The sequence below is a fragment of the Dysgonomonas sp. HDW5A genome, assembly GCF_011299555.1.
Taxonomy (GTDB): domain Bacteria; phylum Bacteroidota; class Bacteroidia; order Bacteroidales; family Dysgonomonadaceae; genus Dysgonomonas_A.
In genome coordinates this window covers 1,985,139-2,006,278 of the sequence record NZ_CP049857.1, presented here as the reverse complement: position 1 = coordinate 2,006,278, position 21,140 = coordinate 1,985,139, and the positions used below count along the sequence as shown (strand labels likewise).

10 protein-coding genes are annotated in these 21,140 nt (G+C 37.7%); 4 read left to right on the top strand and 6 right to left on the bottom strand.

Features of this window, described 5'->3' with window-relative positions:
• Positions 1–6 precede the first annotated feature (6 nt).
• Positions 7–3,033 carry a TonB-dependent receptor gene (locus G7050_RS08365; RefSeq protein ID WP_166113858.1) on the bottom strand — a complete coding sequence of 1,009 codons (3,027 nt, stop codon included), beginning with the start codon at positions 3,031–3,033 and terminating at the stop codon, positions 7–9.
• A 116-nt stretch (positions 3,034–3,149) separates the two neighbouring features.
• On the bottom strand, positions 3,150–4,586 hold the full coding sequence (locus tag G7050_RS08360) for a hypothetical protein (protein ID WP_166113855.1): 1,437 nt from the start codon (positions 4,584–4,586) through the stop codon (positions 3,150–3,152).
• Positions 4,587–4,609: 23 nt separating this feature from the next.
• On the opposite strand from G7050_RS08360, the gene G7050_RS17915 reads away from it, so the two are divergent.
• From G7050_RS17915 to rsgA, 4 genes are all read left to right on the top strand, one after another.
• Entirely contained in the window at positions 4,610–4,735 is a 126-nt protein-coding gene (locus tag G7050_RS17915; protein ID WP_255499281.1) for a hypothetical protein, read from the top strand.
• A 132-nt stretch (positions 4,736–4,867) separates the two neighbouring features.
• Positions 4,868–8,944 carry a two-component regulator propeller domain-containing protein gene (locus tag G7050_RS08355; protein WP_166113851.1) on the top strand — a complete coding sequence of 1,359 codons (4,077 nt, stop codon included), beginning with the start codon at positions 4,868–4,870 and terminating at the stop codon, positions 8,942–8,944.
• A gap of 247 nt (positions 8,945–9,191) precedes the next feature.
• A complete protein-coding gene (locus tag G7050_RS08350) occupies positions 9,192–11,687 on the top strand; it encodes a sugar-binding domain-containing protein (protein ID WP_166113848.1) in 2,496 nt (831 codons plus the stop codon).
• Between the two features lie 307 nt (positions 11,688–11,994).
• On the top strand, positions 11,995–13,059 hold the full coding sequence (gene rsgA, locus G7050_RS08345; protein ID WP_166113845.1) for a ribosome small subunit-dependent GTPase A: 1,065 nt from the start codon (positions 11,995–11,997) through the stop codon (positions 13,057–13,059).
• A 91-nt stretch (positions 13,060–13,150) separates the two neighbouring features.
• On the opposite strand, the gene G7050_RS08340 is transcribed toward rsgA, so the two are convergent.
• From G7050_RS08340 to G7050_RS08325, 4 genes are read right to left on the bottom strand one after another with little or no spacing between them, the layout of a single operon-like run.
• On the bottom strand, positions 13,151–15,349 hold the full coding sequence (locus G7050_RS08340) for a glycoside hydrolase family 97 protein (protein WP_166113842.1): 2,199 nt from the start codon (positions 15,347–15,349) through the stop codon (positions 13,151–13,153).
• A gap of 14 nt (positions 15,350–15,363) precedes the next feature.
• Positions 15,364–17,868 (bottom strand): glycoside hydrolase family 31 protein, encoded by a 2,505-nt coding sequence (locus G7050_RS08335; RefSeq protein WP_166113839.1) that lies wholly within the window; start codon positions 17,866–17,868, stop codon positions 15,364–15,366.
• Positions 17,869–17,879: 11 nt separating this feature from the next.
• Positions 17,880–19,643 (bottom strand): glycoside hydrolase family 66 protein, encoded by a 1,764-nt coding sequence (locus G7050_RS08330; protein ID WP_166113836.1) that lies wholly within the window; start codon positions 19,641–19,643, stop codon positions 17,880–17,882.
• 54 nt (positions 19,644–19,697) lie between these two features.
• Positions 19,698–21,134, bottom strand: a complete 1,437-nt coding sequence (locus G7050_RS08325) for a SusF/SusE family outer membrane protein (protein WP_166113833.1) — start codon at positions 21,132–21,134, stop codon at positions 19,698–19,700.
• Positions 21,135–21,140: the final 6 nt, after the last annotated feature.

The window sequence follows — 21,140 nt, the reverse complement described above, 5'->3', positions numbered from 1 at the left end:
TGTCAATTAAAAGTTAACATTAACACCGATTAAAAATGTACGGGGATTAGGATATCCCAGATTGTCGATACCCGACTCAAGCACATTACCCATAGCTGCACGTTCGGGGTCCATTCCTGAATAATTGGTAATAGTGAACAGATTTTGAGCCGATGCCGACACTCGTACACCAACGCCTTTGGTAATGTCTTTAGGCAAAGTATATCCTAATTGCAATAGTCTGCATCGGAAATAAGAACCGTCTTCAACAAAAAAGGACGATACACGACGGAAGTTCAAATTCTTATCATTTACCGATAAACGAGGATAGAAATTACTGGTACCCTCACCTCTCCATGCTTTGTCATAAGCATCGGAGTATACATTCTGACCTTCGGTACCTGCATAGAATCCACCCATGGCACTATTGTAGATATCGTTACCTATAGTTCCGTAAAAATTTGATATTAAATCGAAATCTTTATAAGACAATCGGAGGTTTAATCCAACCATTAAGTCAGGAAATGCTTTCCCGATGTATTTCTTGTCTTTATCATCCAAAATACCATCATTGTTTAAGTCTTTGAAGCGGATATCTCCGGGTACAGCATCGGGTTGCAGCAAGCTTCCACTGTTGCTGGTGTGGCTATTTATTTCTGTCTGATTTTGGAATATTCCATCTGCTACATATCCATAGAAACGGCTGATTTCTCCGCCTTCTTCATTTTTTATAATATAATCATTGAAAAATCCACCTCGCAAGATCGGAGTATTAGCAACAAGTGTTTCGGCAGTATTTTTTACTCCGGACAAATTTAGACCTACCTCGTAATTGAACTTATTAACTCTATCTTTCCAATTCACAGAGAATTCCCATCCTTGAGCTTTCATGGCTCCTATATTCGTCCACATTTCTCCTGCCCACATCGGATAACCTAATATGGATAGATTTTGCTTCTTCATCAACATGTCTGAAGATTTCTTTCGGAATACATCAGCTGTTATATCTAAGCGATTATTAAGAATACTTACATCAACACCTAGGTTATAATCTTCAACTGTCTCCCATTTCAACAGTTTATTACCAATACTACTAACCGCTGTACCAACGTAGCGGTCTCCATTGGGCCCGAATACATAATCGGCTCCACCAATCAGGTTTAAATAGGCATTCGGGTCGATGGCCTGATTACCAACTTTTCCCCATCCTGCACGTATTTTGAGGTTCGAAATAAAACTTTGATCTTTCATAAACCCTTCCTCCGAAAGTCTCCAAGCCATAGATACAGCGGGGAAGGTTGCATATTTATTTCCTTCGGGAAACATCGAAGATCCGTCCACACGTACAGATGCAGTGATATAGTAACGGTTATCGTAGTTATACATCACACGACCCAGATACGACATCAGCGATTTATAGATATTGGTTCCTCCATTTTGAGGATTCAATGTCCCTGCATTTATATATTGTAAGTCCGAATAATTACTGGGTACTCCTTCTCGCGATGCCATCAGATTATACTCGGCAAACTGTTCCATGGTGAAACCTGCCATAAGATTCAGATTGTGCTTCTCATTCAAGGTTTTCATATAATTCAGGGTATTTGTCCAGTTCCAGTCTACCCAGTTATTAGCCTTTCTTTCTATCTTATTCAGATCAGCCTTTTCAAGATTATCGATGAAAAATTTGGGGGAAAAGTTATCATTCATTCTGAAATGGGCATTTACACTAAATTGAGTACGGGCAATTAAGCCTTTTATGGGTTCAAGGCTAATATATGGATTGGTTATCAAACCATACTCATTGGTATGTTTATTCATACGAGCCACACTTGCCACAGGATTCCATACCTGATTATTGTAAGAACGTGCAAAATTATCCAAAGGATTGGATGTCCAATCTTCTTTCGCCCTGAGTACAGGTGTTGTAGGATCCATACGCATAACTGCACTGAATAAGTCGGGAGTATCGTCCCAATTCTCATAACGCGGAGCAAAGTCAACACCGGCTTTTACTATATTATTAAATTTATACTCGGTGTTTAAACGCCCTGTGATACGCTCCCAATAGCCCACATCATATTGCGAGTTTTGACGAAAATAACCCAAGCTACCACTATAAGTAAACTTCGAATCTCCTCCTTGAAAACTTAGGTTATACGATTGTGTATAGCTGAACTTATTAATTGTCTGATCCCACCAATCGGTACTTATATTACTATCTGCAGGAGTATTCCACACCGGTGTGTTTCCATCATTTGTATAGCGCTCTTTAAATACTTTCTCGTATACTGAAGCGTTTGCTAAACTTGGTTTAGTCAGAGTTTGAAAACCCGCAGATGCATTGAACTGGAAAGTGGTTTTTCCCGCAGAACCTTTTTTGGTAGTAACCATAATAACCCCGTTAGAACCCCGTGTTCCATATATAGCAGACGAGGAAGCATCTTTCAAAACCTCAATACTTTCGATATCATCCTGATTTAAGAAGTTAATGTTGCCCGAAATTGGAACTCCATCAACCACATATAGCGGATCTGAACCATTTATACTGGTTACTCCTCGGATAATAACACGGGGTACGGCTCCCGGATCACCTGCTGCTGTAATTTGTACTCCGTTTGCTTTACCCTGCATCGAGAATAGGGCATTTCCGGCTGTCATACTTTTCAAATCATCGCCTTTCACCGTTGTGATAGAGCTGGTAAGATCGCTCTTCTTTACAACCCCGTAACCAATTACGACTACATCATCAAGTAGCTTCGTGTCATCTTTCATCATGACATTTATCACGCTACTTTGATTCTTTTTTATTTCTTGGGTAGCAAGGCCGATCATAGAAAATACAATCGTACTATTGTCAGAGACATTGGGTAAGTTATAATTTCCATCCAAGTCTGTTACCGTTCCATTAGTCGTCCCTTTTTCGACAACTGTTACTCCGATTAGAGGTTCTTTGTCGGTAGCCGAAGTTACTTTTCCGGTAAGAGTTGCTTTGTTTTGAGCCAAGAGGCATATAGGCAAAGTCAACAATAGAAAAATTAAATATTTTTTCATGAGTATTTTATTTATAATATTAGGTATTAAGCTGTTGATTGTATTTAATGTCACATTTCGAAATTATAACTAACAGTCGTAGTTATACTTGTGTGGACAATAAAAGGTCTGAGACCTTAGTCAATCGGATAAAACTTAGAGCGTTTCAAATGACTGTCAAATTTGAATATATATTTACCCGATTTCTTTATTTGCCATTTTGCGGGATTCTCTCCTCCATTAGCAACATTCAATTCAGGATCTTCTCCTCTGTCCCAACGCCAGTAAGGTTCGGGCCACCAACCCCATGAATGTTGTGTTTGTATGATAAACTCAATTTCAGTGCCTGCAGTCAGATTCATTTCAACAGAAAACAGATATTTATTTTCACTATTTTGATTAAGAATAAGAGGTTCAGCTGTATTCCAACTACCTGCATTGGGTATTCCACCACCAACAAGTCCAATTCGCAAAGGTATAGAACCTGCAGCAGGATCTGTAGCATTCAATAACATAGGGCTACCGATTGCAATAGGAGCATCGGTCGGAATATAGGATGCAAAAGTATATGTTCCGGTCTTTATATTAAAGTTTATTTCATAATAACCTTTTGCAGGAAGCACAATAGGAAGAGAAATATCCGGATCATCTGTTAATACTTTATTGTCATTCGGATCTATACCAAAACAGATAGGGCTGAAATCAGTTTTTTGAGGAATGAAGCGAACTTTTGTTCCTGCTGCTTCCGAATAATATCGTGCTTTGTATGTATATGCACCGGTACGCTCTACAAGCATCGGAATTCCGAAAACATCGCTGTTTAATTGTGCCGCATCTGTAACATCTGTCAGATACATTTTTGCAAAATCGGGCATCTCCGAAACGGTTATCGTGCTATTCTTTTTTATTTCCAATCCGGCTTTATCTACAGCAGTTATAGAAAGTTTGTAAGTAGCCGAATTTGAAGGCAATGTAATAGGCTCATTAAACTCAAGAGTCTTACCCGAATTTGTAAAGGTTGTGATTTCTCTTGAATAAGATATTTCGGGGATCTCAATTTTTACGATACTTAAAGCCTTATCGTCTTCCACTGTAAATTTAACATTCAAACGTGTCTGGGTTTTAATGAGTACGGTTAGTGCTTCATCGGGAGCAACCGTGAATACGGGATTTGTAAAATCGCCATCCATTGTTACCATTATCTTTTCCTGGAAAACACGTCCGCCCAAATCTGTTGCTATTATCTCTATAGGGAAATTATCGCCTTCGAGATTTTTTGCAATCTTATATTTATAATTGAGATCAAAAGAGTAGACAATACTATCTAAGGTGAGGTCGATCACTTTATTCAGATTGAAGTCTGTATTTTTCAGTTGTATGGAACGAAGCCCATCCTTGTCTTCAATCTTGGCTTTGATTATAAGCTCGCGTCCGGGTTCAGTTTTTATGTTTGATGAATTCAGGGTAATGGTCGGAGCCAATCCGTCAACATCTACATAATCATTATCATCATCGCTACATCCGTTCAGAGAAAAAAGGATCAGCAAGAAGTAAAAGAAGTTCTTTGCTTTCATGAAATTAGATTTTAAATTTATTTATGGTTTTTAAGGCTTTATCAGCAATAGGCAAATATATGGATGTAAGACCTCAGGCAGGAGATACAGATTGTTCATTAATAAAGCTCGAATCGGTCAATGACAGATTTTCACCTCTATTTGCTTGAATTATTATTATTTTTGATTTTACTCTTTAAATTCGCAGAATTATGTATTGCTTTGGTAAGCAAAATAACAATAGATAGTTCACCTCTTTAAATGTTTTATTGAATATTACCTTTACTTAATCAGTCTGATCCATGAAATCGCTTCCTTGTTTAATCTTAATTCTTTCTTGTATTTTTTTTCCTGTAAAGGCTCAGCATTACACTATCAAAAAACTTGATATCGAACAGGGTATTTCGAGTAACTATATAGTGAGCATTACTCAGGATAAGAAAGGCTTTCTATGGTTTGCAACAGAGTCGGGACTCAATAGATTCGATGGCAATAAATTTAAAGTCTATAAGAAAAATAATGCAGACGAATTAAACACAATCAGTGGCAACGAACTAAATAAAGTGTATGCCGATAAATATGATAATGTAGTGTGGGTGGCTACCCAGCGTGAAGGGTTGAATATGTTCGATTGCGATACCGAAACATTTGTTCATTATAAGCACAACCGCGAGAATCCTTCGGGTATTATAACCAATGATATTACGGATATAACGAACTCTCGGGATAAGAATCTCTGGTTGTCTACTTATTACAGGGGAGTGGAATACTTCAATAAAAAGGACAAAACGATTATTCATTACAATAGCTCTACTATTGAGGGAATGGTCAATGATAATGTGTGGACTGTTAATGAAGATAACAAAGGATTCTTATACATTGGTCATGTCAATTCGGGATTAAGTATACTCTCTTTAAAAGATAAAAAAATAAAGAATTTTAAATATGACCCCAATGATCGTGAAAGCCTGCCGGGGAATGAAGTCAGAGCTATCTTTGTTGATAAGAATGACAATGTATGGATCGGAACCAACAATGGATTAGCCTTGTATAATCCAGATAAAGAATCTTTTATCGCTTTCAGGAATGACTCGAGAAGCAAATCTTCTCTTATCTCAAATTATATATTCAATATAAATCAACTGGATGATGGCAGGCTCTGGATAGGAACTGAAAAAGGAGGAATAAGCATTCTTGATTTCCGGCAAAGTATGTTTCTTTCTCCTGAAAATGTTTCATTTGAGAATATTATATATAGTGATGATAATCGCGGACTTTCTAATTCGACTGTAAGAAGTGTTTTTCAGGACTCCTTCAATAATATATGGATTGCGACATATGGCGGAGGAGTTAATTTTATAAGCCATCGTCCTCCTTTCTTTAAGACATGGGTATATTCTCCGATACCCAATTTGGATAATACATTGAACAATCCTATTGCATGGGGTATTTGTGCGGACAAAGATGATAACGTGTGGGTTGGAACAGATGGTGGCGGAATAAATATTTTCGAAAACGGAAAAAAAGTTGCCATTGTAGATCAGGAAAAAACTAAAATATCGGATAATGCAATTTTAGCTGCAACACGAGCCTCAAATAACAATCTATGGTTCGGGACATTCAGAGGGGGAATTAATCTCTTTAATGCGGCAAGCAAAACTTTTGAGCATCTTTTGATCGAAGGAAAAAATGCTGATGTAAGATGTTTCTACGAAGACAACGACAAGAATATGTGGATAGGCTGTGCAAATGGCTTATTCCATTACAATATAGAAACAAACCAGAGTCAGTTATACAGTTCCGAAAATTCAGGATTACCCAATAATCTGGTTCGTGCAGTTTCAAAAGATAATAACGGGCAGATTTGGGTTGGTTTTTTCGGTGAAGGCTTGGCTATTCTCGATAACGATTTAAAACTTGTCAGAACTTATACTACTTATAAAAACTTCCCCTCGAATACAATAGAGTACATTTATAAAGATACAAAAGATAGGATGTGGGTTGGTACCGGAGACGGTCTCGTCTGCTTCAATAATCCGACTGACACAGCCTATGTTACATTTAATGAGACAAGCGGGCTTTTAAACACACATATAAGAGCAATTACCGAAGATTATAAGGGTAATATATGGATTAGTTCTAATGGAGGAATCATCAGCAGGTATATATCCGAAGAAGGGAAATTCTATAATTACAATCACCATGACGGGGTACCTCTGGGTGACTTTATGAGCGGATCGGTTACAAAAGATTCTAAGGGAAGAATATATTTCGGATCACAAAACGGAGTTTGTTATTTCGAACCCTCATCGATCCCCTCTCAGATAAGCCTTCCTCCAACTGTAATTACAAGTTTCAAAATTTATAACGATCAGATAAAATGGTCGAATAATGAAATTGATGTACCTGTCAATCCGAATATAGAACTAAAGTACAATCAAAACACATTTACAATCACTTTCAATGTTCTTGACTACTCTCTTACACAATTAGTTGATTATACCTATATGCTCAAAGGTTTAGATAATTTGTGGTATAATATACAAGGTAATAATACCATAACCTTTCGTAATATTCCACCCGGAACCTACCAGCTTCTTATTAAATCGAGGCTCAAAAATCAGGAATGGTCAGATAATATAACTACTCTGAAAATTGTGATCAACCCTCCTTTTTGGTTAACCTGGTGGGCTAAATGTATTTATTTCATTATCATTCTAGCCATTCTATTCTTGATTCTAAAATTTTATAAACGAAAGCTGAATCTTGAAAACTCGCTTATTCTAGAAAAAAGGAATCATATTCAGGAGCAGGAGTTAAACAACGAAAGATTACGTTTTTTTACCAATATAACCCACGAATTACGAACGCCTTTGACATTAATTCTGGGTCCTTTGGAAGACCTGCTTAATGATGTAAGTTTATCCGAAAAACATTCGTCGAAGATATCGGTCATTTACAAGAGTGCCGCACGTCTCTTGAATCTTATAAATCAAATACTGGAGTTCCGTAAAACCGAAACACAGAATAAAAAGCTTTCGGTATATTATGGTGATATTCTGCCATTGATTCAAGAAGTAGGATTAAAGTACAAAGAATTGAATATCAGAAATTCAGTAACATTCGAGATCGTTATTGAAACTCAGATTCAGAATCTCTATTTTGATCCCGATATAATAACAACCATCTTGGAGAATCTTCTTTCAAATGCGTTTAAGTTTACTACAAAAGGAGAAATCAAACTCATATTAAGAAAGGTTAAAGAAAACGGAACAGCTTTTACAGAGATTGAGGTTCGCGATACGGGAAGAGGAATTCCTTCGGATGCAATAACAAAAATATTTGACCGATACTACCAGACTAATGATAACAAACAGATTTCGGGAACCGGTATTGGGTTAGCTTTGGTTTATAATTTAGTATCCATACATGAAGGCGAAATATTTGTGGATAGTGAGATGAAGAAGGGGACATCGTTCCGCTTCAGAATTAATTCCGATAATACTTATCCAAATGCAACACATCTGGATACAACTTTACAGGATAGTACAACGGGTATCGAAAATGAGTCTGCCAATAATACAGATAATAAGCAAATTATATTGGTTGCTGAAGATAATGAAGATATCCGGAAGTATATTAAAGACTCTCTATCAGAGCAATACCTTGTATATACGGCTACTAATGGTAAAATCGGCTTGGAAGAGGCCTATAAACATATCCCGGATATTATTATAAGTGATGTAATGATGCCAGAAATGGATGGTTTTGAAATGAGTAGATTATTAAAAGCTGATATAAGAACAAGCCACATTCCTATTATTCTGTTAACGGCAAAAGATTCTATCCAAGACAAGACATTAGGATATAATATTGGAGTCGATTCGTATATAACAAAACCTTTCAGCGCAGGTTTATTACAAAGCCGTATGATAAATCTTCTGGATACGAGAAAAAAACTTGCCGAATTGATAAGTAAGAATACGGTAAAAAAGAGTGCAACCATAATAGATTCTCTAAACGAGATCGATAACGAATTTATAGAAAAAGTAAGATCGATAATCGAGCAGAATATAGATTCCGATAAAATTGATGTCGCTTTTATTGCCGAAAAGATGAATATGAGCCACTCTACGCTTTATCGTAAAATAAAAGCGTTATCTAATATTTCCGTAAACGAATTTATAAGAAAAATCAGAATCAGTAATGCCGAAAAACTCTTGTTAAGCGGTAAATACACCATATCTGAAATATCTTATATGGTGGGCATAAACAGCGTTACTTATTTCAGGCAATGTTTTAAGGACGAATTTGGTATGGCTCCATCCGAATATATAAAAAAGATATTGAATAACGAGAGTAGAGAGCTACCATCATAAGATACAGACTTGCAATTCAAATAAATCATTAAATTCTTTCATTTATTGAATACGTGATGAATATGCTCACCTAACATGCACGATATGTATCCCGTATCGTAATTATATTCACTCTATTTTTGCTGCTAAAGATAAAGTAAGGTCTCAGACCCGTTTATTGTCGACCCTGATATAACAACAATTGATAGTTATAACTTGAAAAAATACGACATTAAATATTTTCTGTTACTTAATATAATAACATACTATGGAAATTAAAAAACTATTTTTAGCAGTACTATTTAGTTACCTCTCCCTTTCGATATTCGGGCAGGTTTCTTTTGGTCAACCGGAAAAAATAAATGAAGGTTGGAAGTTTACATTAAATGATGTCAAAGATGGACAAAATACATCTCTTGATGATAAAAGATGGAAATCGGTTGACCTTCCCCACGACTGGAGTGTAAAAGGACAACTTAGTCCAACACTAGCCAGTGCCACTGGTTACTTGCCGGGAGGCATCGGGTGGTATAGAAAAACATTAGACATCCCTAAGGATAAGCAAGGTGAAAAAGTGTACTTGTATTTCGAAGGAGTATACAATCGCAGCGAAGTTTTTATCAATGGGCAGTTATTAGGGAAACGTCCTAATGGATATATCTCCTTCATGTATGACGTGACACCCTATATTAAATATGGACAGGAGAACGTAATCGCTGTACGTGTTGACCACAGTCAATCGGCAGATTCACGTTGGTATACAGGATCGGGTATTTATCGTAATGTATGGTTGGTATATGCTAATCCCATACATATAGCACAATGGGGAGTATATGTTTATCCTAAATCTGTTACAAAAAAACAGGCGATTTTATCTGTAGAGGTCGAAATAGATAATTCGGATGTAAAAGCAACTGATCTCTTAATTACAAATGAGTTATTATTTGACGGAAAAGTTATTGCGAAAGATTCCAGAAAATTGCAAATGGCTGCACAAAATAACAAAATAGAAACAGAATTAAAAGTAAACAATCCTCAAATCTGGGATTTAAACAATCCAAATTTATATCAACTCAAAACAACAGTATCGAACAAGGGTAAAGTAATAGACCAGACAATTACTACTACAGGTATTCGCAATTATACTTTCGATGTAAACAAAGGTTTTGCCCTTAACGGAGAATGGATGAAAGTAAAAGGAGTATGTATCCATCACGATGCAGGAGTATTAGGGGCAGCCGTACCACATGATGTGTGGAAAAGAAGATTGCAAACATTAAAATCAATCGGTGTAAATGCTGTACGAACAAGTCATAATCCGCAAGCTCCCGATTTATACGCATTATGTGACGAACTGGGAATATTGGTTCTTAACGAGGCGTATGATGAATGGGAATTCCCTAAACGCAAATGGCTCGAAGGTTGGAATGTAGGCACACCCGGATATCAAGGTTCGTTTGACTTTTTTGAAGAATGGGGTGAAAAAGATTTGGCAGATCTGGTTCGACGTGATCGTAATCACATCTCAATTTTTGCATGGAGTATAGGTAATGAAGTAGACTATCCGAATGATCCTTATTCTCATCCCGTTTTGGATGGCGGCAATAATACAGGGTTTACACAAGCACAATTTGGAGGATACAAAAAAGATGCTCCCGATGCTATGCGTTTAGGTGATATTGCAAAACGCTTGGTTGGTGTGGTGAAAAAATACGATAAATCTCGTCCTACAACAGCCGGACTTGCAGGTGTAGCCATGTCGAACGAGACCGAATATCCCGGAGCATTGGATATTGCAGGATATAATTATACGGAAAGCAGATATATTTTAGATCACGAGAAATATCCGAAAAGAGTACTTTACGGAAGTGAAAACCGTCATGATCTGGAGGCTTGGAAAGCAGTGAGAGACAATGAACATATATTCGGACAATTCTTGTGGACAGGAATCGACTATCTGGGAGAATCAGGGCGATGGCCATCCAGAGGATTCTATTCAGGGCTATTAGATTTTGGTGGCTTTATTAAACCAAGGGGGTATTTCCGCCAATCGCTTTGGTCTGATAAACCAATGGCGTATCTGGGAACTTACCCAACACCCGGAAGAGGCAGCAAAAGCCAGATGAAAGACGTTTGGTCGCAGTTAGATGCTGATAACGAAGGGCAGAATTACGAAGAAAAAGTACCATCTATGGACGCATGGCCTATATGGAACTACGATGAGGGACAATCTATACGTGTAGTTTGTTACACCAATGCAGCTAAAGCAAAATTAGTATTGAACGGAAATGAAGTAGGAAAAGTAAAGGAATATGATGATAATACAGGCATCATCTATTGGGACATACCTTATAGAGATGGAAAGCTGGAAGTAGTAGGACTTGATAAAAATAACAATGAAATATCACGTTACGCTATACAATCATCTAAACAACCATATGCTTTGACTATTACTCAATCCGAGACAGAAATCAGTAAAGATAAAGGTCTGGCTCAGATTGTTGTACAAGTAGTAGACGAGAATGGAATTCCTGTTATGTTTTCGGACAATGAGGTTACTTGCCAGATACAAGGTCCTGCTAAACTTTTAGGATTAGAAGCCAGCAATAATAAAGATATGAGTGATTATACAGATAATAAACACCGCGTGTTTCATGGAAAAATTCTGGCGTATATTCAAGCTACAGGTCAACAGGGGGAGATAAAGATAAGATTTACATCTCCTTGGCTCAAAGCTGTTAATACAACTATAATCGCAAAATAATACTATTCATATAAAACAAAGAGGACCGAATAAGCTATCTCAAGCTTATTCGGTCCTCTTTGTTATAATAAGTTATATTTGGGAAAATCTTCTTATCTTTACTCCCGAATGAAATCAACTATATCTACATATCGTCTGTTGATGATTGCCTGATAAGGAAAAGCTTGTAATTTTATTTACATACAGGTAATTGGTCTTGGATAGTTCTATCCGGGATTAGATACTATTAGCACTACACTATACAGCTTTTCCGAACCATTATTTATTTTTTAATTTCTATATTTTTAAATCAAATAGATATTTGACAATGGCAAATCTATGCTCTTATGGTTGGAACAACCAATGGCAACAACTAAAAAACGATCTATCATATAATGAACTCGAACACGGTAGAATCGTTTCGACACATAAAACACGATACGATGTAGCAACTTCCGAAGGTATATTATCCTGCGAACTGACAGGAAATATCCTTTATACAAAAGAACCGCATGAATATCCGATTACAGGTGACTGGGTGGTCTTTCAGCGTTTTGGTGAGTTGGGGATTATTATTGATATTTTACCTCGAACGAATGCTTTATCCCGCAAAAGAAGTGGGACAAAGACAACTATTCAGCATTTTGCGGCCAATATAGACAAAGCGTTTATCGTACAAAGCTGCGATGCTAATTTTAATGTCCGAAGAACGGAAAGGTTCTTAATACAGGTAATCGATTCGGGTATCGTTCCTATCCTTATTCTGACTAAAGCGGATTTGGGTATTGATATTGATAAACTGAAACAATCGCTTGGCAAGATAGGAGAAAAGACGGAAGTCTTTGTTACCAGTATTTATGATAAAGAGAGTATTGACTGTTTACGAAAAATCATCGATCCTGCTGAGACTTTTATTTTTATCGGTTCATCGGGTGTTGGCAAAAGTTCGTTGATAAATAGGTTGTGTGAAGATCAGCTACTTGAAACTTCAGCTATCAGCACATCGACGGGTAAGGGTAAACATACATCTACCAGACGTGAGATTTTCTTACTCGAATCGGGAGGTATTTTGTTGGATACTCCCGGTGTACGTGAGTTTGGACTCGCTGTAGATTCGGATGATACGATTGCCGAAACGCTCGATATAGATCAGTTAATGGGGAAATGTAAGTTTCATGATTGTACGCATACGAGCGAACCCGGTTGTGCAGTGCTGAATGCAATTGCTTCGGGTGATCTGGATATAGGTACATACAATTCGTATCTGAAACTAAAGCGGGAAGCCATGCATTTTAATGAAACCACATACGAGAGGAGAGAACGCGAAAGGCAGTTTCACCGTATGGTAAAAGAGGTAATCAGAGAGAAGAAAAGCAGAGATAGCTCTGTTTAATCTCTAAAGTAAAAGAGGATCTGTTTTAATAGATCCTCTTTTTTTATTTATCAATATTTCAGGTAATTATCTTGTGAAATCAACTTATATATTAAAGTTTCTTCAAGCCTTTGGTTTGAGCCTTATCAGTCACTTCGAAGATGCTGATAGCATAACCTCCACCCGGAGCTGACGGTTGGGTCAATTTAGACTTATTGGTTACAACCGCTTTACGAATAGTATAAGCCTGTGGATTCGTTTTATAGTGTGCATCTTTTGCATCAGCATATATAGTTGCAATATAAGTTTTGTCAGGATCTAAGAAATCGAAAGTAATATTCGAAGTATGCCCCTTCTCTCCTGCAACATTACCTACAAACCAATTGTTTGTCCCTTTTGCTTTACGAGCCACCGTAATATATTCGCCCGGCTCCGCTTCGAGGTATTTACTGTTGTCCCAATCTATAGCTACATCTTTTATAAACTGAAAAGCATCCATAAAACGCTCGTAATGTTCAGGAAAATCGGCAGCCATTTGCAAGGGGCTGTACATCGTTACATAAAGTGCCAGTTGATTTGCCAATGTAGCATTTACATGCGAATGATTATCCGGATTAATTGTATTGATATCCATTTCAAAAATGCCCGGTGTATAATCCATAGGACCTCCCATTAAACGGGTGAAAGGCAATATTGTAGTATGACACGCCTTACTTCCACCGAATGCCTGATATTCTGTCCCTCTGGCAGATTCCTGTGCCAACAGATTCGGATAAGTGCGGTGCAATCCGGTAGGATGAACAGCTTCGTGAGCATTAACCATTATTTTATAGTCGGCAGCCTTTTTTATTGCGTATAAATAATGGTTGTTAAGCCATTGTCCGTAATGATGTTCGCCACGAGGTATCATGTCACCTACATAACCACTCTTTACAGAGTTGTAGTTGTTATCAACCATAAATTGATAAGCCTGATCGAGATGACGTTCGTAATTACGAACGGAACCCGATGTTTCGTGGTGCATCTGTAATTTTACATTTTTACTTTTTGCATAATCTCGCAACATGGCAACATCAAAGTCAGGATAGGGAGTAACAAAATCAAAAACATAATCTTTGGTTTTGCCGAACCAATCTTCCCATCCTATATTCCAACCTTCTACCAACACCTGATCGAAACCATGCTTCGAAGCAAAATCGATATACTTTTTCACGTTCTCATTATTCGCTCCATGTTTACCATTTGGTTTGGTTTTCGAATAATCGGTAACACCTAGTTGTACACTGGGTAAATCGGCATATGCCCACGAGCTTTTGCCTGTAATCATCTCCCACCATACACCCATATATTTTACAGGTTTAATCCATGATGTATCTTCAATTTTAGAAGGTTCGTTCAGATTCAAAATCAATTTCGAAGCCAGAATATCACGTGCATCGTCACTTACCACAATTGTTCGCCAAGGCGAATGACAGGGTGTTTGCATATAGCCTTTGTCGCCTCTTGCATCAGGAGTTAACCACGATTCGAATATGAAATTGTTTTCATCCATATTCAAAGACAAAGCCGAATAGTCAACCAGTGCAGCCTCGTGGATATTGATGTAAATGCCATCGTTCGATTTTAGCATTAAAGGGGTTTGAACACCTGTTTCCGAAAATTGTTTCTGCGAAGCATTATCGGTAACAGCATTTTTAAACAATCCTTTTATTTCCGACAGATTAGAAATAACATAATCATACTCTTGTGTATCATAATCGCCGGGTATCCAGTATGCTTTAATATCGCCCGGCATAGCAAACTGCGATTTTTCTTCTTTAATAACGAAATAGTTCAGATCAGCTTGCTGTGGAAATTCGTAACGAAAGCCAAGACCATCGTTAAAGAGACGAAAACGTATAACAATCTGACGATTGGTTCCCGACTGATTTAGAGTAACAGCCAATTCATTGTAATGATTGCGGATCTCGTTTACTTCACCCCAAACAGGTTTCCATGTTTCATCAAAAGTTGATGTTTGAGTATCTGTTACGCTGAATTTATCATATAGAGAAGTCTTCGGATTATTACTTTTCCCTTTCATTCCCATTTCTGTTCCAAATTCAGCTGTCGGATTTTCATCTTTCAGCTCGAGCCCCAATCTGCTGGGTTTGATAACATCCTTACCTTTGTAGGTAAGCTTATATGTTGGTATTCCACCTTCCTGAGCCGAGAAGATCATGGACAAATTTCCATCGGGCGATTTTAATTCTTGTGCCACCATGTAATTTGTTATGACAGAAATACACAACAGTAAAAATAGTTTCTTCATTATTTTTTTATGATTTAGTTTTGATTTACGGATATTCTCACGGTTCCTCTTTCATCGGGAATTTTCACCCAACATTCTTTGCTTACCTCATCCCAAGCCCATTGGGTAGATTTAAAGTCGATATCTGTATTTTTCAGAATGTGATCGGCTTTTACATTCTTAACGGCTTTGTCGTTTACAAATATACTCTTAGGCTTAGCTTCGAGATGATACTTTAAAATGATGTTTCTTTTATCCGATTGTTTGAAGCCATTATCTGTAGATACAATTTCAGTTGAATATCCATCATCCAGAGTAGAACAGGTAAATCTGGTTTTCGAAAAGATATCTTTCAGATAATCCAGATTTTCACCTTCGTCCTCATACAATTCGAAACCGGTACTTTCGCCTGTGTAATTAGGGAAAATATCGACAAACAAAGGATAATCTTTTTTCTCATGAATATATTGCATGATTGGCATTTGAGGGATAATAGATCCTTTCTTTACGAAAATAGGGATCACATTCAACGGAGCTTTATATGCTATGGTTTGCCCTCCAAGATAAACGGTTTGTTTATCATTAAAATCGATCCACTCTCCCTCGGGTAAATAGACACGCTTCACACGCTCTCCTTTTTTCAATACAGGAGCTACTAATAATTCTTCTCCGAAAAGAAACTGATCGTTTATTTTAGTTGCTTCCTCATCATTAGGATACTCCATAAACAAGCCCCTTGTAATTGGTAATCCTGTATCGTGTGCCTTACGGGCATAGGTATAGAGATAAGGGAATAGTTGATATTTCAGTTCAATAGCAGCTTTACTGTTTTGTTCGGCCACTTCGCCAAACATCCAAGGTTCCGCCGCATTATCACCTTCGTGATGGGCACGACTCAACGGATTAAATACTCCGAACTGCATCCATCGGGTATACAACTCGGCCATAGCCGGATAATCGGTTATGTCACCACAGTATCCTGATATATCGGTAGTCCAGAAAGGAATCCCCCCTAAACCGGCAGAAATACCCATAGCCACTTGATTCGCCATTTGCCCCCATCCTTCGAGTACGTCATTACCATTGCCACTGTCGCCGGTCCAACCGAATGTATAGCGTTGAAGTCCGGCATAAGCTGCACGAGTCATCTGAAATACCCGCTTATTTGGATTGCGTTTTTCAAATTGTTCTTTTACCACCTTATCCCATGCCAATCCGTATACATTATGTATTTCGGCGTGCATACCTAAGTGATGTTTCATATTTAGGCGGTCAAGGTCTTCTTCGTTACTCCATGCAGGCTCTCCCATGTCAGTCCAGAAACCTCTGGCTCCATCATCTAATGGTTTTTGTTGGAGTTGTCCCCACCAGTCGGCAACTTCGGGTAGTGTGAAATCAACTACACCACAATTACCTCCCCAAGGCCAAGGCATATCATACGATTTTCCTGTGCGTATATCTTTTACAAAATAACCCAATTTATCAGCTTCCTCCCATTGTTCTTTTGTGGCTTGCGAAACAACAGGGTCTTGCGATAAAATCATTTTAAAACCTTGTTTATTCAATGTTTCGAGCATAGCTTTAGGATTCGTGTAATTTCCTTTTCGCCAGTTAAAATCCTGAAGTCCTTGAGTCCAACCAATATCTTGATAGATAATATCACACGGTATCTGGCGTTTACGAAATTCTGCAGCTATCTCTAATGCTTGTACTTCTTTGGTATAAAGCCCGCGACATTGCGAAAATCCCAATGCCCATTTGGGAGGCATAATCGGTTTTCCTGTCAATAATATGTATTGTTCCTGAATTTCTTTATAGTCTTTCCCGAAAATAAAATAATATATAAACTCGCCATCGGGTGCTTCAAACGAATAGTATTCATCCGATTCTGTTCCAAATTTAAACTCTGTTTTATATGTATTATCCAAGAAGATACCATAACGATAGCTACTCATAAAGAAAGGGATGCTTTTATAAAGTGGGTCTTCTGATGTACTGTAGCAAGGTTTGTCGCTATTCCACATTTTATACTCGCGACCACGACGATTCAGAGGTCCTGTTTTTTCTCCCAGTCCAAAGAATTGTTCATCTTTTCTCAATACTTTATAAGCTTTCTTCGATGTGGAGTCAGACACATGTCCCATCTCTTTGAAATCGCTAAAAATAAGTTTTTGCCATTTATCGAAGATTTGAAGTTGCATTGGATTTTTATTCAACCTGATGCGTAACTTCGATGTATATATTTCGTAACAAGCTGCTTGCTCGTCTACATTTATTTCGCCTACCTCTTCGAGGTTTTCGTTCACAACCGCAAATGATTCGTTTTTACGTATGAGCTTTCCTGTTGGATCGAACCATATTTTTATAACTGAACCGCTGTTTATGGTAAGTGATAATTTGGCCCCGTCTTTAGTATTAAATAGTATCTGATTGCCATTCTTTGTATAAGAAACGCATTCTTGTACATTCTTATCGGCAGAAGCTAAAAGACTAAATGGAATTAGCAGGGCTAGCAATAATATATATTTGATTTTATTCATTTATTTCGTTTTTATTGGTATTCTACAACAATCATATCCCAATATTTCAGGGATGGTAAGTTAAATACAACCTCATTTCCCGTTTGATTAAACGTTACTTTCCGTGCAACTCCTTTCTGAGTGTCAGGTGATGCAACCCAAATATTCTTGACAGGCTTTGCTGCAAGCAGTTTCAACTCAGTATCAGCGATGATAGAAGGTTCTGCCTGAGTTCCGTTTTTATCTCTCCATTCCATAGTATTGGCGTTGGTAAAGTTGATAAGGTGCAGTACATCTTTATCACTAAACCGTTTGCCAACCACAGCTACATTGCCTTGTTGTGCAGGCCAGTTGTTTAATATCATCTTAGAATTGGTGCATTGCAGATTGTAAGAGGTGAAAGTACCACCGTCACGCAAGATATTCTGATAAGCAACCAGGAAGTCATAGTAAGTTAATATCGAATTTTTCAGCTCAGTTTTCATTTGTAAGTTGGAGTTCGGAAAATACTCGTTTGCCAGATAATGCTCTCCTAATTCGAGATGAGAAGCACCGAATGAAAAAATCACAGCATTAGCCAATAACACCCCCGGAGCATTTACAAAGCCGGCACTATTTGACTTGTCATAATTCATGTAAGCTGCCAAAACAGTACGTTTCGTATTATTACTGTACGCATCATTATCCTGTATGATCTGAACCAGTTGATCAAACGATTTGTTTGGATCCCAAACTTCTGTATACAAAAAATCAACATCCGATTTGGCAATACTTTCTTCTTGTCCGTATTGATTAACAGCATTCATTACCAGACTTTTTGTAGGGTTAGCCTGTTTCATGGCCGTAATAAACGATTTATAAGTGTTCGAAAGTTTCACCACATTGCCGTTGTAATCATAAACAGTACCTCTGTCGCCCAATTGATCGATATGATAACCATCAAAATCAAATACACTGTACACATCTTTATTTCGTTGTATCAAATAGTTTTGCCACTCGGTATTGGCAGGGTTGGTAAGATAAATACTACTACGAAAAGGAGCATCAAGATGGTGATTGTCTTTTTCTTTATGATCCGCATCTTTGAAAAGATACCATTCTTCTTTTACTCCATCTGCTGCCGCATTATTTAACGCTCCGAAAGCCAGATTGTAAAATGTTGCTTTCATTCCTCTATCATGAGCGGCACTGATATATCCTTTTACTGTAGAAAGGTAATTGGTACGTCCTATCAGATCGTTCCACGAAGCAGCCGGATTTTCGACTGTTCCTGCCAATGGTCGTTGATGATCGTTCATCCAATCGTAAAATTGTATGCCATTGATACGATAGCGGTTTAAGACTTCGATATTTTTCTCTATTTGATTATCTGTCAATTTTCCATATCCCGAAAGGAAGCCATATCGAGGAAATTTTTTCCAGTCCGAAGAGACATCGACACTGATACTTTGGTGTATAATTTCTTTTCCTTCTTTCGATTCGTATATATCTACCAGATAACCTTTGAAATCTTCGGATGGTGTTACCCATGTCCATGATTTACCTGACAAGCTTTCTTCTTTGAGTACTGCACCCAGATAGGAGTATCGCACTTTCAGGTTATTTCCGGGATTATCTTTCATTGAGAAATGAACTGTTTCACCCGGTTTATAAACAGCTTTATCTGTATTCAGGTTGATACTTAAATAGGTCTCGCCGTAGGTTATAGGATCGTTCTTGGTATCGTAGTAATCATCGCACGACACGACAAATAAGCTGCATAAGGCTACTACTAAAAAGTTATATATATTCTTCATGCTATTTATATTTTACAGTGATACCTGAGTATGGCATCACTGTTTTTTTACTAATTAATTTTTCTTGATCATCACAGTCTCTTTCAACTGATCCAGTTCAATTGTATAACTACCGGCTTCTGTTATTTTCCATTTATAATCGAGTCCGGCACCTTGAGCAGTAAATACCGTTTGTTGCACTTGCCCGTTTGCCGGCATATCTGCCTGAACAGCTGTAAACCAAGCTCCGTTCCAATCGCTTTGTTTATCGCAGGTAAACTTCAACTCTCCCGTATTTAACGAACCTGACCATTTGAATTCATAAGGAGTATCCCCTGCACTCATAGCAGTAGCATTACCTATATCCCATCCATTAGCCGAAGCGTCTCCTACCAGATAAATCATTGCATAAGGAGTAAACGGAACAATATTGATCTTCATTTCGCGGGTATTCAATGCTATTTTATAAACTCCTCCGGGAATATTCCATTTATTATCTGGATCTCCTGCCCATTTAACAGCCTTAGTAGCTTCGATTCCTGCCCCGTTGGTTTCCGGGCGGAAGAAAACAGCATCCCAACTTCCGGCAACTGTTCCTATCTTAAATTCGCCTCCTTCTGAAAGATTTTCGTTGTAATGAAATACAAATGGATCTAATGGATCTACGGTCATCGATTTAAAGTTCCATCCTGTTGCATTTCCTACAAACCATAATTCAGTAAACTCGGAGCCTGCAGTTTTTTCTATATGAATAGCCAACGATATAAGGTTGAGTGTTATTTTATAATTTCCACCTTCGGTAATCTCAAATTGTTTGTCATACGGATCGTCTCCATTCTCACGTAAATACAGTTTGGTGTTATCATCCCCTTTATTATAGGAGGGTGCAAATTTGCCAAGAGTTGTTATGAATTTAAACTTCCCCGGATTTAATCTTCCTGTCCATGTAAAACCTTTCGGAGTATTCCTTATTGCAGATAACTCAGTTGCATTATCGGCATTCCATCCATTTGGAGTAGCATCGCCTATCAAATAAAGAGTTTTAGTTATAGGCTTATGTGTTTTTATCTTGATGGTTTGAATGTTCGATAAAGCCGGCTCAACGGCATCGGATGCTATGGTAGCTTTTACACGTACATCTAACAAAACTTCTGATTCTGGTGCTATTCCCCATGATATGAGTAAATCATTCAGTTCTTCATTTTTATACTCCTTTTGATATATATTCTGCCCCAAATCGAGTGTAAGTCCCTTATCGAAATTATTACCCTGCACATCCATTTGGAATGTGTAAGAAATAGCACTGTTAGTCCCCTGATTCGAACCCGATGTCCATGAAATGGTTAGGGCATTCGTTTCGGGATTTGCAGCATTCAACTCAATGTTTTCACTCGAAGCCTTTACTTCTAATGGCTGATTCCCTTTGTTATACTCTATACTATCCTCATCGGTACACGAAAGAAAGAATAGGAGAAACAGACTCAATAAACTTAATATTTTATATGATTTCATAATAGG

What these genes read in the sequence shown, in the direction of transcription:
- G7050_RS17915 (WP_255499281.1), top strand. Translation starts at nt 4,610, where the DNA reads ATGGTTTTTAAGGCTTTATCAGCAATAGGCAAATATATGGATGTAAGA.
- G7050_RS08360 (WP_166113855.1), bottom strand. Translation starts at nt 4,586, where the DNA reads ATGAAAGCAAAGAACTTCTTTTACTTCTTGCTGATCCTTTTTTCTCTG.
- G7050_RS08340 (WP_166113842.1), bottom strand. Translation starts at nt 15,349, where the DNA reads ATGAAGAAACTATTTTTACTGTTGTGTATTTCTGTCATAACAAATTAC.
- G7050_RS08330 (WP_166113836.1), bottom strand. Translation starts at nt 19,643, where the DNA reads ATGAAGAATATATATAACTTTTTAGTAGTAGCCTTATGCAGCTTATTT.
- G7050_RS08365 (WP_166113858.1), bottom strand. Translation starts at nt 3,033, where the DNA reads ATGAAAAAATATTTAATTTTTCTATTGTTGACTTTGCCTATATGCCTC.
- G7050_RS08350 (WP_166113848.1), top strand. Translation starts at nt 9,192, where the DNA reads ATGGAAATTAAAAAACTATTTTTAGCAGTACTATTTAGTTACCTCTCC.
- rsgA (WP_166113845.1), top strand. Translation starts at nt 11,995, where the DNA reads ATGGCAAATCTATGCTCTTATGGTTGGAACAACCAATGGCAACAACTA.
- G7050_RS08325 (WP_166113833.1), bottom strand. Translation starts at nt 21,134, where the DNA reads ATGAAATCATATAAAATATTAAGTTTATTGAGTCTGTTTCTCCTATTC.
- G7050_RS08355 (WP_166113851.1), top strand. Translation starts at nt 4,868, where the DNA reads ATGAAATCGCTTCCTTGTTTAATCTTAATTCTTTCTTGTATTTTTTTT.
- G7050_RS08335 (WP_166113839.1), bottom strand. Translation starts at nt 17,868, where the DNA reads ATGAATAAAATCAAATATATATTATTGCTAGCCCTGCTAATTCCATTT.